The sequence below is a fragment of the Pseudomonas sp. 5P_5.1_Bac1 genome, assembly GCF_025466015.1.
GTDB lineage: Bacteria > Pseudomonadota > Gammaproteobacteria > Pseudomonadales > Pseudomonadaceae > Aquipseudomonas.
The window spans coordinates 26,397-41,877 of sequence record NZ_JANLNX010000103.1; the positions used below are offsets into that span (position 1 = coordinate 26,397).

Genomic DNA, 15,481 nt, shown 5'->3' on the forward strand with positions numbered 1-15,481 from the left:
CCGCTCAGGCAGGTTACTCCTGATGCTCGCCACGCTCGCGGGCAATGGCACGGTAGCCGATGTCCTTGCGATAGAACGCGCCTTCCCAGTCGATTTCGGCTGCCAGACGGTAGGCCTGTTGCTGTGCGGCTTCGACCGTGTCGCCCAGGGCGGTGGCGCAGAGTACGCGGCCGCCGCTGGTCACGACCTGGCCGTCTTTCAGCGCGGTACCGGCATGGAACACCTTGCCTTGCAGTGCGGCGGCGGCATCCAGACCCTTGATCGGTGCGTCCTTGGCGTAGTCGCCAGGGTAGCCGCCGGCGGCCAGCACCACGCCCAGGCTCGGACGCGGATCCCAGACGGCTTCGACCTTGTCCAGCGCCTTGGCCAGTGCGGCCTCGATCAGCAGGATCAGGCTCGACTCCAGGCGCAGCATGATGGGCTGGGTTTCCGGGTCGCCGAAGCGGCAGTTGAACTCGATGACCTTCGGGTTACCGGCTTTGTCGATCATCAGACCGGCATACAGGAAGCCGGTGTAGACGTTGCCTTCCTCGGCCATGCCGCGCACGGTCGGGTAGATCACCAGGTCCATCACGCGCTGATGGACATCAGCGGTGACCACTGGCGCTGGCGAATAGGCGCCCATGCCACCGGTGTTCGGGCCGGTGTCGGCGTCGCCGACGCGCTTGTGGTCCTGGCTGGTTGCCATAGGCAGCACGTTGGCGCCGTCGACCATGACGATGAAGCTGGCTTCTTCGCCGTCGAGGAATTCCTCGATGACCACGCGCGAACCGGCTGCGCCAAAGGCATTGCCGGCGAGCATGTCGCGCACGGCGTCTTCGGCTTCGGCCAGGGTCATGGCGACGATAACGCCCTTGCCGGCGGCCAGGCCGTCGGCCTTGATCACGATCGGCGCGCCTTTTTCACGCAGATAAGCCAGGGCTGGCTGGATCTCGGTGAAGTTCTGGTAGTCGGCGGTCGGGATCTTGTGGCGCGCGAGGAAGTCCTTGGTGAAAGCCTTGGAACCTTCAAGCTGGGCGGCGCCAGCGGTCGGACCGAAGCAGTCCAGGCCGCGGCTGCGGAACAGATCGACCACGCCGGCAACCAGCGGGGCTTCCGGGCCGACGATGGTCAGCGAGACGTTCTTCTCGGCGAAGTCGGCCAGTTGTTCCAGCGCGGTCACTTCGATGGCGACGTTCTCGCACTTGGCTTCGGTGGCGGTACCGGCGTTGCCGGGGGCGACGAAGATTTTCTCGACACGCGGGTCCTGGGCAACTTTCCAGGCCAGGGCGTGTTCACGTCCGCCGCTACCGATGATCAAAACGTTCATGTCAAAACCTCAGTGGTTTCCGAAGGGCATGCCTTCGTTTTGTATTCGCTGTACGGGGTCGCACTGAAGCAGATGCCTGCTTCAGTGCGGCCGATTGCCGTAAATCAGTGACGGAAGTGGCGCATGCCGGTGAACACCATTGCGATGCCGGCTTCGTCGGCGGCGGCAATGACTTCGGCGTCGCGCATCGAGCCGCCTGGCTGGATCACGGCAGTGATACCGACCTTGGCTGCGTTGTCGATGCCGTCACGGAACGGGAAGAACGCGTCCGACGCCATGACCGCGCCCTGCACCTGCAGGCCAGCGTGCTCGGCTTTGATCGCGGCGATGCGCGCGGAGTTGACGCGGCTCATCTGGCCGGCGCCGACGCCGATGGTCTGGCGGTTCTTGGCGTAGACGATGGCGTTGGACTTGACGAATTTAGCCACTTTCCAGGCGAAGATCAGGTCATGGATTTCCTGTTCGGTCGGGGCGCGCTTGGTCACGACTTTCAGGTCGGCGTCGGTGATCATGCCGATGTCGCGGCTCTGTACCAGCAGGCCGCCGGTCACACGCTTGAAGTCCCAGGCAGCGGCGCGCTCAGTCGACCACTCGCCGCAGGTCAGCAGGCGCACGTTGGCCTTGGCGGCGACTACGGCGCGGGCCTCTTCGCTGACGCTCGGGGCGATGATGACTTCGACGAACTGACGCTCGACGATGGCCTTGGCGGTTTCGCCGTCCAGCTCGCGGTTGAAGGCGATGATGCCGCCGAAGGCCGACTCGGTGTCGGTGGCGTAGGCCAGTTCGTAAGCCTGGCGGATACCGCCTTCAGGGCTGACGGCAACGCCGCACGGGTTGGCGTGCTTGACGATGACACAGGCCGGCTTGACGAAGCTCTTCACACATTCCAGCGCGGCGTCGGTGTCGGCCACGTTGTTGTACGACAGTTCCTTGCCTTGCAGTTGCACGGCGGTGGCGATGCCCGTCTCGGACGGCTTGGCCTCGACATAGAACGCCGCGCTCTGGTGCGGGTTCTCGCCGTAGCGCATTTCCTGGGCCTTGATGAACTGGCTGTTGAAGGTGCGCGGGAATTCGCTGCGGCCTTCGGTGCTCAGGGTCTCGGCGGACTGGTTCACGGTGCCCATGTAGTTGGCGATCATGCCGTCATAGGCCGCGGTGTGCTCGAAGGCCTTGAGCATCAGGTCGAAGCGCTGGGCGTAGGTCAGGCCACCGGCCTTGAGGCTTTCCAGCACGTTCGCGTAGTCGCTGGCGTTGACCACGATGGCGACGTCTTTGTGGTTCTTGGCCGCGGAACGGACCATGGTCGGGCCGCCGATGTCGATGTTCTCGATGGCGGTCGGCAGGTCGCAACCCGGCTTGGAGATGGTGGCTTCGAACGGGTACAGGTTGACGGCGACCAGATCGATCGGCTTGATCCCGTGCTCCTGCATGATGGCGTCATCGGTGCCGCGACGGCCGAGGATGCCACCGTGGATTTTCGGGTGCAGGGTCTTGACCCGGCCGTCCATCATTTCCGCGAAGCCGGTGTAGTCGGCGACTTCGACCGCGGCGACGCCGTTGTCCTGGAGCAGCTTGAAGGTGCCGCCGGTAGACAGGATCTCGACGCCGAGCGTTTGCAGCTCACGGGCGAATTCGAGGATCCCGGTCTTGTCGGAAACGCTGATCAAGGCACGGCGGATCGGCAGGCGAGTAGTCTGGTCGGTCATTTCAGATTCCATAACGCGGTGGAGTCAGCAAAAAAGGCGACCTCACTGTGGGAGTCGCCTTTTTGGTTGGGATTCATGCTTACAGCAGGTCGTACTGCTTGAGTTTCTTGCGCAAGGTGCCTCGGTTCAGTCCAAGCAGCTCGCTGGCCTTGGTCTGGTTGCCCTTGACGTAGTTCATCACGCTTTCGAGCAGGGGCGCCTCGACTTCAGAGAGCACCAGGTTGTACACGTCCGTGACAGCAGCGCCTTCGAGGTGCGCGAAATAGTTGTGCAGCGCCTTTTCCACACTTCCGCGAAGGGTCTGTCCCTCTTCGCTGGGGGTATTGAGGTGCTGTTTCAGGTTGACGTTGTCGCTCACGGGCGTTGTTCCACTCACTAAAGTCTCGGTCATCATCGTCATGCGGCCACCCCTTGTCCGTCCTCTGTCTCAAGGCTCTGTTCACGTTCGCTGAAGAAAAGGCGAACGTCGGCGCATTGCGCGTGTGTGTCTTCCAAACGATTGAACCGGGCGCGAAACTCCTTGGCCCCCGGTAACGTCGCCAAGTACCAGCCAACGTGCTTGCGGGCGATTCGCACGCCCATCACATCGCCATAGAAGGCATGCAGCGCTGCCAGGTGCTCCAGCAGAATCCGTTCCACTTCCTCCAGCCCCGGCGCCGGCAGTATCTCGCCGGTACGCAGGTAGTGCTCGATCTCGCGAAAGAGCCATGGCCGGCCCTGGGCGGCGCGACCGATCAACAGGCCGTCGACGCCGGTGCTGTCGAGCACGGTCCGGGCCTTTTGCGGCGACGTGATGTCGCCATTGGCGAAAACCGGGATCGACACCGCCTGCTTGATGGCAGCGATGGTGTCGTACTCGGCTTCGCCGGTGTACAGGTCGGCGCGGGTGCGGCCATGGACGGCCAGCGCCTGGATCCCGGCCTGCTCGGCGATCTTCGCCACGGTCAGGCCGTTCTTGTTCGCCCGGTCCCAGCCGGTGCGGATCTTCAGGGTCACCGGGACATCCACGGCGGCGACCACCGCGTGGAGAATCTCGCTGACCAATGCTTCATCCTTCAATAAAGCAGAGCCTGCGGCCTTGTTGCAGACTTTTTTTGCCGGGCAACCCATGTTGATGTCGATGATCTGGGCGCCCAGTTCGACATTGGCCCGGGCCGCCGCGGCGAGCATCTGCGCGTCGCCGCCGGCGATCTGTACCGAGCGTGGCTCGGGATCGCCTTCGTGGATCATGCGCAGGCGCGACTTTCGGCTGTTCCACAGGCTCATGTCGCTGCTGACCATTTCCGACACCACCAGGCCTGCGCCCATTCGTCGGCAGAGCTGACGAAAAGGCTGGTCCGTGACCCCGGCCATGGGGGCAAGGATCAGGTTGTTTTGCAGTGTGTATGGGCCGATGCGTACCGCCGACATAGGAGTTCCCTGTTGTGGGGCCGGATCATTAGAGTTCGAAAAAGGGTGGGCATGATACCCGCTCTCGATGACCGGATAAAGATGAATCTGGATAAAATCTGAACAACTCGGCCGCTGGCGCGACCTGCTTCAAGTGGCAAGCTTCAAGCGACAAAAGGCAGCAGGATCGCGTGCGATCGGCTCTTTCTTGCCGCTTTAAGCGTGCAACTTGCGGCTGCTTTTACTCCGGGGAGCGGAAGCTGAGGCTGTAATTGACGGCCTTCGGGCCCGGATCGAGGATATCCAGGGCGATGTGGATCGGCGTCTGGCTGGGCATCTCGGCCTTGCCGGCCAGCTCGCCGCTGAGATACTCGGCGGGCTTGAAGCGACGACTGGCGATCAGTTGGCCGTTGAGGTCGGCGAAGCGCAGTTCCAGTAGCGGGAACGGCTGGGAGAAGGGCGCGCGGTTGTAGATGATCGCGTCCACCACCAGTGCGCCCTTGAAGTCAGGATGGCTGCGCACCACCAGATTGCTGCTCTTGATTCGGGCGATGTCGACCTTGGACGGCACCTCGCAGCCCAGTGTCGGGCAGACCTGCTGGAACCACGGGCGGTACTGGTCCTGGCGGGCCAGTTCGTCGAAGTGATAGGCGATGTACTGGCCGGCCAGCGCGGCGGCGGCCAGCAGTATCAGGAACAGCCACAGCAGACGCCGGCCCAGGTTGCTACGCGGCTTCTGCCAGTCCAGTTGCAGCGGGTCGTCGACCAGATCGACCAGTGATTCCTTGCGTGCCGGACGGTCGGGCTCGGCGATGGCGCCGAGTTCCGGGTCGCGCCGCTCGCTAAGCGTGGGCTCGTCGTCGTGATCGTTGCGTTGGTCGAGGTCGTCGTCATCCCGGGCCGACAGACGGGTGCCGGCATCCGGCAGGTCGTCGTCTTCGTCCGCGATCACGTGACTGCGCACGGGCGGGGTTTCTTCCGGCTCGGGCAGGTCCAGCGACAACGAAGGCTCGGTGCGGTCGCCCGGCGATGGCTGCTCGTCCGGCTCACGGGTTTCGAGTTGCAGTAGCGGCTCGTCCAGGGACGGCTCGTCCGGCTCGCGCTCCGACGCCGGGGTGCTGAACAGGCCAGCCTCCAGCAGATCGTCGTTGTTGGCATCGTCGCGCTTGGCGCTGAGGCTGTCTTCCCGGCGTGGGGCGGCGTGGAAGTCGACGCTCGGCTGGATCTCGCGCTGCTCCAGGCGGGCCAGTTCGCGGTCCAGATCGAGGTGGTCGAGGTCCAGATCGACGTTGCTCCAGCTCTTCGCCGGCGGGGCCGGCGCCGGCTCGGGAGCGGGCACAGGTTCTTCGACGGGAAGGGCGAGGGCTTCGACGGTATCGACCGGCACTACCCGCTCAGGCTCGACCGCCTGCGGTTCATCGGCGGGCGCAGGAGCGACCGGCGGTTGCTGGGCGGCGCTCTGCTCAAGCAACTGGCGGGCGGCGTTGAACACCTGCAGGCAGTTGCCGCAACGCACGACACCGCGGGCCACGCTCAGTTGATTGTGGCTGACGCGAAAGCTGGTCTGGCAATGCGGGCACTGGGTGACGAAACTGTCGGTCATGCGGCGATCCGGGGTGGGATGAGAACCAGTCTAGTGCAGTTAACGGCGGCGACCACTGATGCGTACCCAGCCATCGCGCTCGGCAATCGGGTCCAGGTCGAAGTCTGCTGCGTAGGCCGCGGTCACTTCCTGGCCTTGCTCGGCGAGGATGCCGGAGAGCGCCAGCAGGCCGCCCGGACGCACCAAGCCGCTGAGTTGCGGCGCCAGCGAGACCAGCGGGCCGGCGAGGATGTTGGCCACCAGCACGTCGGCCTGTTGGGCCGGCATGTGCTCGGGCAGGTACAGCTCGAAGTCTGCTTCGGCAACACCGTTGCGCCCGGCGTTGTCACGCGAGGCTTCGAGGGCCTGCACGTCGATGTCGGTACCGACGGCACGGCGAGCGCCCAGCAGCAGTGCGGCGATGGCGAGAATGCCGGAGCCGCAGCCGAAGTCCAGGACCTGGGTGTCTTTCAGGTCCTGACCGTCGAGCCATTCGAGGCACAGCGCGGTGGTCGGGTGGGTGCCGGTGCCGAACGCCAGGCCCGGATCCAGCAGCAGGTTGACTGCTCCAGGTTCCGGCGCGGCGTGCCAGCTCGGCACGATCCACAGGCGCTGGCCGAAACGCATTGGGTGGAAGTTGTCCATCCAGCTGCGTTCCCAGTCCTGGTCTTCGATGACCTCAGCATGGTGCTCGGGCAACTCGGCGCCGGTCAGCAGTTGCAGGTGGGCGAACACTGCTTCCGGCTCGGCGTCGGCTTCGAACAGCGCCAGCAGGTGGGTGTTGGACCACAGCGGCGTGGTGTTCAGGTCTGGCTCGAAGATCGGCTGGTCTTCGGCGTCCATGAAGGTCACGGAAACCGCGCCCACTTCCAGCAGGGCGTCTTCATAGGTTTCGGCCTGTTCCGGAGTGATGGCCAGACGAACTTGTAACCAGGGCATTGGGGTACCTTCACCAGGGTGGTTCAGCGTAGTGCTGTGAAAGCCGGGCAGTGTACGCCAGCTAGGCCGCAAAGTGGATAACAGGCGGCGGGTGGCGTGGATCGATTGCGTCCTAACTATCTATTACCCGGCGCCTTTACCCCTGCCGCACGCTCGCTCCTTTCCTTCGTGAGGAGCCAGACAATGGAAAACAATCTGCAATCGTCTGCGGTGGCCGGAGCGTCGCTGGTGCAGGTAACCCGCTGGGCGACCTGGACCGAAGGTTTCTGGGCGGACCGGCTGACCTTCGCCGAAATCGCGGGTGATCACCTGAGGGTGCATCTGCGTACCTATTTCCCGGAAGGTGATGTTGCGCCGTCGTTTCTCGAGGCGCTGTTCGAGGCGTTGCTGCAACGCCTGATTGATGGGCAGGTGGCCACATACGACGGCAACCTGCGAGGGCCGCTGCGCTGGCCGCAAGCAGCGGACAGTGAAGCGGATGCCGAACCCTACGAGGTGCTGGTGCAGGTGATCGAAGGTGTCGCGGGCGGGGTGGTCGACGATTACCAGCGTGCGCTGCGGCAGCGCTGGGCGGCACGCCCGGACGACCTCGAGCCAACCTCGTCTGTCGGCAGTCTTTTCCTGCAACGGCTGGAGGCTCACTGCGCCAGCATTGATGCGTTGTTTCTGCCGGAGAGCCTGGAGCAACTGGATGGCGTGACCCTGGCGCAGCGTATCGAGGCGCTTGAGGAGCATTGGCAGGCGTCGTTCGAGGCCGGTGACGGACTGCCCGATGCCGAGCGCTCGATGGTTCGGCGCCTGACCCCTTCCGCCTTCGGTGACTGGTTCGCCGCGCTGGGCGAGGCCGACCTTTCGATCTTGCGCGCGTTTCAGCAACGCAGCCTGTTTCTGGAGGGGCAAGTCCAGCACTTGCTGGATGACGTCACCTCGCTGCACGCCTTTGCCCGGCGAGCGATCATCGACCACGCGCGCGCCACGCTGGGTATCGATATCGAGCCGGATCGCCTGCAGGTGGAAACCCGTGGCAACGCGGCGTCTTCTCCCGTGGCTCGAGTCACTTCGCTGACGGCGCTGGTGGCCGAGGGCCCCTTTGCGCCGGGCCCGCAAAAAACCAGAACGCTACACCACGACCCCAAGGCGTCTCACGCGCCGCTCGCCCAGGCATTTCTGGAATCCCTGCTGCAAACCGTCGATCCGCGCGGGGAATACCGGGCGCGACTCAGCGAGCGTCATGACCACCCTGAACTGACGGTGGCGCTCCTCGATCTCTACGATGCGCGCTTGCAGCAGACCGCGTTTGTCGCGCGCTGCCGAGGGCACCTGAGTGCCGAGGGTCTGGAGCGGGTGCTGCGTATTCGAGAGTCCAACGGTGTCGCTGCGGCGGAGCCGGGCGAGAAGGTGGTCGGCGTTTCGTTGCTGCCGGATCTGCCGTTGGCGGATCTCCTGCTGTTTCATGTGCAAAAGGGCGATCAAGCACCGGAGTCGCTGGTGCTGTATGCGCCCGGCAAGCCCGATGGGCAGGTGTGGATCGAGCTGCCTTCCCTGCGGGCGGTGGCTATCGAGCTGGGTGGCTGGCTGGGCGATGAAGCCGGTCGTGAGTATCTGCTGGGACTGGTCGATGGCGTTCAGCGGCAGCGGGCCGAGGTGTTTTTCGACAAGGTCGTGGAGCGTGCCGACCACTGGGATGTTCAACGCGATCATCGCCGTGCACCGTTTGGCTACCGGGAGTCCTGCGAGGCGCTCGTTGCCTTGCGCAAGGCTCATGATCTTTCCCGTGTGGAAACGCAGGAGGCGCCCGCCTGGTTCGGTGCGTTGCCCCTGGCACAGCGTCAGGTAATCGCCGGCCTCAACGAAGACCTGCACCTGCTCAACGATGCGCTGCAACAGGCGGTTGCCGGGCAGGAGACTTTTCAGGCGTTTGCCAAGCGCGCCATCACGGCTGACATCGATGCGTATCTGCGCGGGCACCAGATGGAGGGCGAGGTTGATCCGCAAACCATCCTGTTCGATTTCAAACCCGGCCTTGCCGATTCGACGCCCGGCATCACTCGCTCGCTGCTGGATCTGGCCATGTATGGCTACGACGACAACTGGGGACTGGATAACCCACACATGCCGGTCCGTTCTTCGGTCGGGCAGGACCTGAGCCAATTGCGGGCAGCGGAGTTGGCGCCGTATCTGCGCGGGGCTTTTCTGGGGGATCGTTTCGTGCAGTCGATTCGCGCAGGGTTCCTCGATTCGTCACAGCCGATCTACGCCGAGCGTCGGGCATTACGTCTAGCACTGGTCCAGGCAACGATGCGGCGGGATGTTCACGTCGCGCATGCCAAGGGTCGGCTGACGCCCTTGCAGTTGCAACGCCTGGCGAGTGCTGTCGAGGGGCTCTCACGGCGCCAGCCTGCGCGGGGGCGCGGGGCCGCGGAGGACGTTGCGACCAGCAGCGGCGTGTTCAGGCTCGCGATCAATGGGCGGCAGGCCGTGGGCCTTTACGTGTTCCGGGAGGTCGATGGCGGCGTGGCGCAGGACTGGCTGTACACGCCGCAAGCGCCGGATGGCATCGTCCTGCGCGACTACGGGCGTTTTACCGGCGCCGGTCCTGGCGCCCTGCAGGATTACTTCCTCTCGCACCTGCGCTATGCCGACCATCCGGCCGCTTCCCGCCGGCTCACTCAATTGGCCAAGGGCGAGGCGGCGCGTGATGCGCTGCGTGAGGCGAGCCGGGTCGAAGACTTTCTCGACGAATACGACGATTACCTGCAGCGCCACATCGATGATGTCGAGGCGGTGACCACCAGTCGTCACGACGTTATCGCCGAGTTGGTCGCCAAGGGACTGGTGTATGCCGCCCTGCCATTGAGCCTGGTGTTTCCGCCGCTGGGGTTCGCCCTTGATGCGGTCTTTGTGGTGCTCGGTGCGAGCAAGGCGATTACCGCGCACCGCGACGATGATGCGGCGGGCGCCCTGCAACATTGGCTCGATGTTGCCCTGGGGCTGTGGGGCGTCGCGCTGCCGGGCGCCTGGGTGGCGGTGCGGAAAACAAGACTTGGGGGCATCAGGTCGAGTGAGCATGCCGGGCGTGGACTGTTCGACGTTCTGGATCAGCATCAGGCTTTGAAGAGCAACCCCGGAAACCTGCGCCGTCTGGAGCAGGACGGTTTGCTGGGCGGCCTGTACCAAGGCCCGTCAACCGGGCCCGACGGGGGACGGCTGCATATTCTCCACAAGGGCAAGTACTTCGAGGTGGTAGCAGATCTGGATAACCAGACGCTGCGCCTGGTCGATCCGCGCTACCCGGCGGCACAGTACAAAATGCCGATTCGCCGGGATCTTCGGGGGCGCTGGTCGTTCAATCCTCAGGTCGGGCTTCGGGGTGGCGGCAACGATGTTCACAACCTGGGGCAGATACGGCGTATCGCCGATGCGTTCCCCGCGCGGACCCGTCCGCTGCCAGCTCGCGGGGCGCTTCAGGGCGAGGGCGTGATCGCCCGGTTTGATGCGGGCGCGAGCGACAACTACCTGTATTCATTGAATGCCCAGAGCTGCGTGGTGGCGTGCCTGTACAACCCGACGACACGGACGGGGGCGGTGATCCACGTCGATCACAACATCCGCGCACTGGTCGATGACGCCTTGTCCAGCGCGCTGGCGCGCATAGGCCGCGGCGCAGGACACGAGCCGGTCAGGGCCACGCTGGTAGGCGGCGATTGGTTGTCCGGTGGTGCGGATATCGGCGGGCCGCTCAGGTCGGCACTGCTGCGAAAGGGCATCCAGGCGAACTGGGATCACTGGTCCTATTCGTCGTGCATGGGCAACATTTACGGGGTCCGGCTCGATCTGGCCGAGGGTGCGACCACGGTGTTCACCACCACCCGCAATGCGGTGCAAGAGGTGGTCGAGCCGATCCTGCGCGAGGCCAGCCAGGGCGGCAGGGGGATGATGGCCCGGCGTGGCCAACGCTTCATGGCGCGCTTCCGTCAGGAGCCGCTGGTGCAGCGCTCCGACGGTTCGGTGCGTAATCTGGACGGCGCGCTCGCAAGCTCCGCCCTGGTCGATGCCCAGGCCTTGCTGCTGACCACACTGACCCGCTGAAAACGAAAAAGCCCCGCACGGAATCCGTGCGGGGCTTTTTCCATTCGACCGCTGGAGGCGGCTGGCTCGTTATTCCGAGGCCAGCTTGTGTTCCAGGTAGTGAATGTTGACGCCGCCCTTGCAGAAGGCTTCGTCACGTACCAGATCACGGTGCAGCGGGATGTTGGTCTTGATCCCGTCAACCACGATTTCGTCCAGGGCATTGCGCATGCGCGCCATGGCTTCGTCGCGGTCTTTGCCGTAGGTGATCAGCTTGCCGATCAGCGAATCGTAGTTCGGCGGTACGGTGTAGCCGCTGTACAGGTGCGAATCGACGCGAACGCCGTTGCCGCCCGGAGCGTGGAAGTGCTTGACCTTGCCTGGGCTCGGAATGAACTTCTTCGGGTCTTCGGCGTTGATCCGGCACTCCAGGGCGTGACCGCGGATCACCACGTCATCCTGGGTGAACGACAGCTTGTTGCCAGCGGCGATGCTGAGCATCTCCTTGACGATGTCGATGCCAGTGACCATCTCCGAAACCGGGTGCTCAACCTGCACGCGGGTGTTCATCTCGATGAAGTAGAAGCTACCGTTCTCGTAGAGGAACTCGAAGGTGCCGGCGCCACGGTAGCCGATCTCGACGCACGCCTGGACGCAGCGGGCGAAGACTTCCTGACGGGCTTTTTCGTCGATACCGGGTGCTGGTGCTTCTTCCAGTACTTTCTGGTGACGGCGCTGCAGGGAGCAGTCTCGGTCGCCCAGGTGTACGGCGTTGCCCTGGCCGTCGGACAAGACCTGAACTTCCACGTGACGTGGGTTGGTCAGGAACTTCTCCAGATAGACCATCGGGTTGCCGAACGCTGCACCGGCTTCGGTGCGGGTCAGCTTGGCCGAGGAAATCAGGTCTTCTTCCTTGTGCACAACGCGCATGCCGCGACCACCACCGCCACCGGCGGCCTTGATGATCACCGGGTAGCCAACCTCGCGGGCGATCGCCAGCGCGGTTTCTTCGTCTTCCGGCAGCGGGCCGTCGGAGCCCGGTACGGTCGGAACGCCGGCCTGGATCATGGCGTGCTTGGCCGATACCTTGTCGCCCATCAGGCGAATGGTGTCGGCTTTCGGGCCGATGAAGGCAAATCCGGATTTCTCGACCTGCTCGGCGAAGTCGGCGTTTTCCGCGAGGAAGCCATAGCCAGGGTGAATGGCGGTGGCGCCGGTCACTTCGGCCGCGGCGATGATCGCGGGGATGTGCAGGTAGGAATCCTTGGACGACGCCGGGCCAATGCACACGGACTCGTCAGCCAGGCCCAGGTGCATCAGCTCGCGGTCGGCCGTGGAGTGTACGGCGACGGTCTTGATGCCCAGTTCCTTGCAGGCTCGCAGGATACGCAGGGCAATTTCGCCGCGGTTGGCGATCAGAACTTTTTCCAACATCGCAGGCTCTCCGCGGTTCAAACGATGGTGAACAGAGGCTGGTCGTATTCAACCGGCTGGCCGTCTTCTACCAGAACGGCGTCAATGACACCGCCGATTTCGGCTTCGATGTGGTTCATCATTTTCATCGCTTCGACGATGCACAGGGTGTCGCCTTTCTTCACGCTCTGGCCGACTTCAACGAAGGCAGGCGAGGTTGGCGAACCTTTGCGGTAGAAGGTGCCGACCATTGGCGAGCGGATCACGGTGCCTTTCAGGGTTGGCGCGGCAGCGGCAGCTTCGGCAGCCGGAGCGGCGGCAGCGGCAGCGACAGGAGCCGGTGCAGGAGCGGCGGCCATTGGAGCCGGCGCGTAGTACTGCTGGGCTGGAGTCTTGCTGTGGCGGCTGATGCGCACGGACTCTTCGCCTTCCTTGATTTCCAGCTCGTCGATGCCAGATTCTTCCAGCAGCTCGATCAGTTTCTTGACTTTACGAATATCCATTAATCATCAACTCCCAAGGTTCGGTCAGGGGCGTATGAACGTGATTCAAACGTTCTTGTAAGCCTGGCGATGGCCAGGCTCGCGTTATTCAGGATTTTGCGGCGGCGGCCAGTTGTTCCAGGGCGGATTCCAGGGCCAGTCGGTAACCGCTGGCGCCCAGACCGCAGATCACTCCTACGGCAACATCCGAAAAGTAGGAGTGGTGACGGAACGGCTCGCGCTTGTGCACGTTGGACAAGTGCACTTCGATGAATGGGATGCTCACCGCCAGCAATGCGTCACGTAATGCGACGCTGGTGTGAGTAAAAGCAGCCGGATTGATCAGGATGAAGTCCACGCCTTCGTTGCGCGCGGCGTGGATCCGGTCGATCAGTTCGTATTCGGCGTTGCTTTGCAGGTATTGCAGATGATGGCCGGCGGCGCGGGCACGCTGCTCCAGGTCCTGGTTGATCTGCGCCAGGGTCACGGCGCCGTAGACACCGGGTTCGCGAGTCCCGAGCAGGTTCAGGTTGGGGCCGTGCAGCACCAGTAGTGTCGCCATCTGCGCATCCTTTGATTTTTGTCGGACATGAATACAAGCGCGGCGACTATGCCGCAAAGAGCCGAGCACTGTCCAGTTAACTGCAATAGCCAGCACGATGACCGAGATTCACGCAAAATATGTGACTATTTTGTTAAGTTCGGTCATTGGTGGCGGTTTTTTAATGGCCCCAGCAGTTATAGACGCAGATCGGCGCGGATGCGCTGCAGATGCTCGGCGAATTCGCCGGCGTTGGTCTCCCCGACCACCCTTGCCTCGGTTTTTTCGCTGCCGTTCGCCGCAAAGAACAACAGCGCGGGCGGGCCGAACAGTTGATAGCGATCCAGCAGGGCGCGTTGTTCGGCGCTGCTCTGGGTGATATCGAAGCGAACCAGTCGGTATTCCTTGAGCAATGGCAGCACGTTCGGCGCATTCAGCACCTCATGCTCGATCACCTTGCAACTGATGCACCAGTCGGCGTACCAGTCCAGCACCAGCGGTTGGCCGGCGGCTTTCGCCTCGGCCAGCATCCGGTCCAGTTCGGCGGGGCTGCTGATGGTTTGCCAGGTGTCGCTCGCTGTTGGCTGCGCGGTCACGGCGTTGCCGCTGACCGGAAGTGGTCGCAGCGGATCGCTCTGGCCGCTGAGCGCGCCATACCAGCAGGCCAGGGCATAGACCATCAGCACCAGACCGAGCAGTTGTGCCAGACGCTGGCGTGGGGTTTTCGGGATGAACTCGAGGGCGCCGAGGAACAGCGCCACACCCGCGGCCAGCAAGCCCACCAGCAACAGCGTGATTTGGCCGGGCAAAACACGGCTGAGCAGGCCGATCGCCAGGCCCAGCAACAGCACGCCGATGGCGTTTTTCACCGTGACCAGCCAAGGCCCGCTTTTCGGCAGCCAGGCCGCGCCGCCCGTCGCCACCAGCAGCAGCGGGGCACCCATGCCCAAGCCCAGGGCAAAGAGTTTCAGCGCACCGCCGACGGCGTCGCCGCTGGCGCTGATATAGAGCAGGGCGCCCGCCAGTGGTGCAGACACGCACGGCGAGACCAGCAGGCTGGAGACCACGCCGAGAACCGCCGCGCCCACTAGCGAGCCGCCTTTGGTATTCCCGGCGAGACGGTCCAGACGGTTGCTCACGGCTTGCGGCAGTTTCAGTTCGAACAGGCCGAACATGGCCAGGGCGAACGCCACGAAGAACAGCGAGAACGGCACCAGCACCCAGACCGATTGCAGGCGTGCCTGCAGGTTGAGGCCGGCGCCGAACAGGCCCATCAAAGCGCCGAGCAGGGCGAAACAGGCGGCCATCGGCAGCACGTAGGCCAGCGACAGCGCAAGGCCGCGCCAGCCGCCGACCTGACCGCGCAGCACCACGCCGGAGAGGATCGGCAGCATGGGCAGCACGCAGGGGGTGAAGGTCAGACCGACGCCGGCGAGGAAGAACAGCAGCAGGCTTTTCCAGTTGCTCTCGGTTGCGACCGGGGCGCCGCTGGTAACCGGTGTTGCCGCGCCGACGCCGGCGATGCTCAGGCGCTCGGTTTCCGGCGGATAGCACAGGCCCTTGTCGGCGCAGCCCTGGTAGGTCACCAGCAGGGTGAACGGGCGTTTATCGTCGGTGCGCGGCAGGTCGATATCGAGGATGCCGTGGTAGACCTCGACATCGCCGAAGAACTCATCGTGCTTGGCCTCGCCCTGCGGCAATTGGGCGCTGCCCAGAACGATGTCGGCGGGTTCGGTGCGGAACTGGAAGCGGTGGCGGTAGAGGTAATAGCCCTCGCTGGCGACGAAGCGCAGCTTGATCCCTTGGGCGTCGCCCTGGATCAGGTTGAGCTTGAAGGCTTCGCGCACCGGCAGGAAATCGGCGCTGTTGTTCAGGGAAGAAGCGCCCAGTGTGGCGCTGGGGCGGCTGTCGAAAAGGCCGGTGGCCACGGCGGGCATGGCCAGGACCAGCAGCAGGAGGCAGAGCAGACGACGCATGATGGTCTCGCGGGTGCGGAGGTGGTCGCATGATAGCGGAGTCTGGGGATTGCTGTGTTGTTGAGGGCCGAACCGC

11 protein-coding genes are annotated in these 15,481 nt (G+C 64.0%); 1 reads left to right on the forward strand and 10 read right to left on the reverse strand.

Going from position 1 to position 15,481, the window contains the following annotated elements:
* Positions 1–13 precede the first annotated feature (13 nt).
* The 6 genes from purD to prmA all read right to left on the reverse strand — a co-directional run bounded on the left by purD (position 14) and on the right by prmA (position 6,925).
* Positions 14–1,309, reverse strand: a complete 1,296-nt coding sequence (purD, locus tag NTD82_RS21885; RefSeq protein WP_262130201.1) for a phosphoribosylamine--glycine ligase — start codon at positions 1,307–1,309, stop codon at positions 14–16.
* Between the two features lie 104 nt (positions 1,310–1,413).
* The gene (gene purH, locus NTD82_RS21890; protein ID WP_095156032.1) at positions 1,414–3,015 is read right to left on the reverse strand and encodes a bifunctional phosphoribosylaminoimidazolecarboxamide formyltransferase/IMP cyclohydrolase; all 1,602 of its coding nucleotides are present in this window, start codon (positions 3,013–3,015) and stop codon (positions 1,414–1,416) included.
* 79 nt (positions 3,016–3,094) lie between these two features.
* Positions 3,095–3,415: a DNA-binding transcriptional regulator Fis gene (gene fis / locus NTD82_RS21895; RefSeq protein WP_003186237.1), complete on the reverse strand. Its 321-nt coding sequence runs from the start codon at positions 3,413–3,415 to the stop codon at positions 3,095–3,097.
* On the reverse strand, positions 3,412–4,425 hold the full coding sequence (gene dusB / locus NTD82_RS21900) for a tRNA dihydrouridine synthase DusB (protein WP_262130203.1): 1,014 nt from the start codon (positions 4,423–4,425) through the stop codon (positions 3,412–3,414). Before dusB ends, fis begins: the two co-directional genes overlap by 4 nt.
* Before the next feature lie 220 nt (positions 4,426–4,645).
* The gene (locus NTD82_RS21905; protein ID WP_262130204.1) at positions 4,646–6,007 is read right to left on the reverse strand and encodes a DUF3426 domain-containing protein; all 1,362 of its coding nucleotides are present in this window, start codon (positions 6,005–6,007) and stop codon (positions 4,646–4,648) included.
* Positions 6,008–6,046: 39 nt separating this feature from the next.
* A complete protein-coding gene (gene prmA / locus NTD82_RS21910) occupies positions 6,047–6,925 on the reverse strand; it encodes a 50S ribosomal protein L11 methyltransferase (RefSeq protein ID WP_262130205.1) in 879 nt (292 codons plus the stop codon).
* Between the two features lie 183 nt (positions 6,926–7,108).
* Here prmA and NTD82_RS21915 point away from each other — a divergent pair, with 183 nt between their 5' ends.
* Positions 7,109–11,014, forward strand: coding sequence for a dermonecrotic toxin domain-containing protein (locus NTD82_RS21915; protein WP_262130206.1), 3,906 nt, complete (start codon positions 7,109–7,111; stop codon positions 11,012–11,014).
* Between the two features lie 69 nt (positions 11,015–11,083).
* Here the strand turns inward: NTD82_RS21915 and accC are convergent, their stop codons facing one another.
* From accC to NTD82_RS21935, 4 genes are all read right to left on the reverse strand, one after another.
* Positions 11,084–12,427: an acetyl-CoA carboxylase biotin carboxylase subunit gene (accC, locus tag NTD82_RS21920; protein ID WP_095156037.1), complete on the reverse strand. Its 1,344-nt coding sequence runs from the start codon at positions 12,425–12,427 to the stop codon at positions 11,084–11,086.
* A 17-nt stretch (positions 12,428–12,444) separates the two neighbouring features.
* Positions 12,445–12,909 (reverse strand): acetyl-CoA carboxylase biotin carboxyl carrier protein, encoded by a 465-nt coding sequence (accB, locus tag NTD82_RS21925; protein ID WP_095156038.1) that lies wholly within the window; start codon positions 12,907–12,909, stop codon positions 12,445–12,447.
* Positions 12,910–12,997: 88 nt separating this feature from the next.
* Positions 12,998–13,450, reverse strand: a complete 453-nt coding sequence (gene aroQ / locus NTD82_RS21930) for a type II 3-dehydroquinate dehydratase (protein ID WP_095156039.1) — start codon at positions 13,448–13,450, stop codon at positions 12,998–13,000.
* 176 nt (positions 13,451–13,626) lie between these two features.
* A complete protein-coding gene (locus NTD82_RS21935; protein WP_262130207.1) occupies positions 13,627–15,405 on the reverse strand; it encodes a protein-disulfide reductase DsbD in 1,779 nt (592 codons plus the stop codon).
* Between the last annotated feature and the right edge of the window lie 76 nt (positions 15,406–15,481).

Excerpts from the sequence above, each read along its gene's own strand:
- purD (WP_262130201.1), bottom strand. The coding sequence starts at position 1,309 with ATGAACGTTTTGATCATCGGTAGCGGCGGACGTGAACACGCCCTGGCC.
- purH (WP_095156032.1), bottom strand. The coding sequence starts at position 3,015 with ATGACCGACCAGACTACTCGCCTGCCGATCCGCCGTGCCTTGATCAGC.
- fis (WP_003186237.1), bottom strand. The coding sequence starts at position 3,415 with ATGACGATGATGACCGAGACTTTAGTGAGTGGAACAACGCCCGTGAGC.
- dusB (WP_262130203.1), bottom strand. The coding sequence starts at position 4,425 with ATGTCGGCGGTACGCATCGGCCCATACACACTGCAAAACAACCTGATC.
- NTD82_RS21905 (WP_262130204.1), bottom strand. The coding sequence starts at position 6,007 with ATGACCGACAGTTTCGTCACCCAGTGCCCGCATTGCCAGACCAGCTTT.
- prmA (WP_262130205.1), bottom strand. The coding sequence starts at position 6,925 with ATGCCCTGGTTACAAGTTCGTCTGGCCATCACTCCGGAACAGGCCGAA.
- NTD82_RS21915 (WP_262130206.1), top strand. The coding sequence starts at position 7,109 with ATGGAAAACAATCTGCAATCGTCTGCGGTGGCCGGAGCGTCGCTGGTG.
- accC (WP_095156037.1), bottom strand. The coding sequence starts at position 12,427 with ATGTTGGAAAAAGTTCTGATCGCCAACCGCGGCGAAATTGCCCTGCGT.
- accB (WP_095156038.1), bottom strand. The coding sequence starts at position 12,909 with ATGGATATTCGTAAAGTCAAGAAACTGATCGAGCTGCTGGAAGAATCT.
- aroQ (WP_095156039.1), bottom strand. The coding sequence starts at position 13,450 with ATGGCGACACTACTGGTGCTGCACGGCCCCAACCTGAACCTGCTCGGG.
- NTD82_RS21935 (WP_262130207.1), bottom strand. The coding sequence starts at position 15,405 with ATGCGTCGTCTGCTCTGCCTCCTGCTGCTGGTCCTGGCCATGCCCGCC.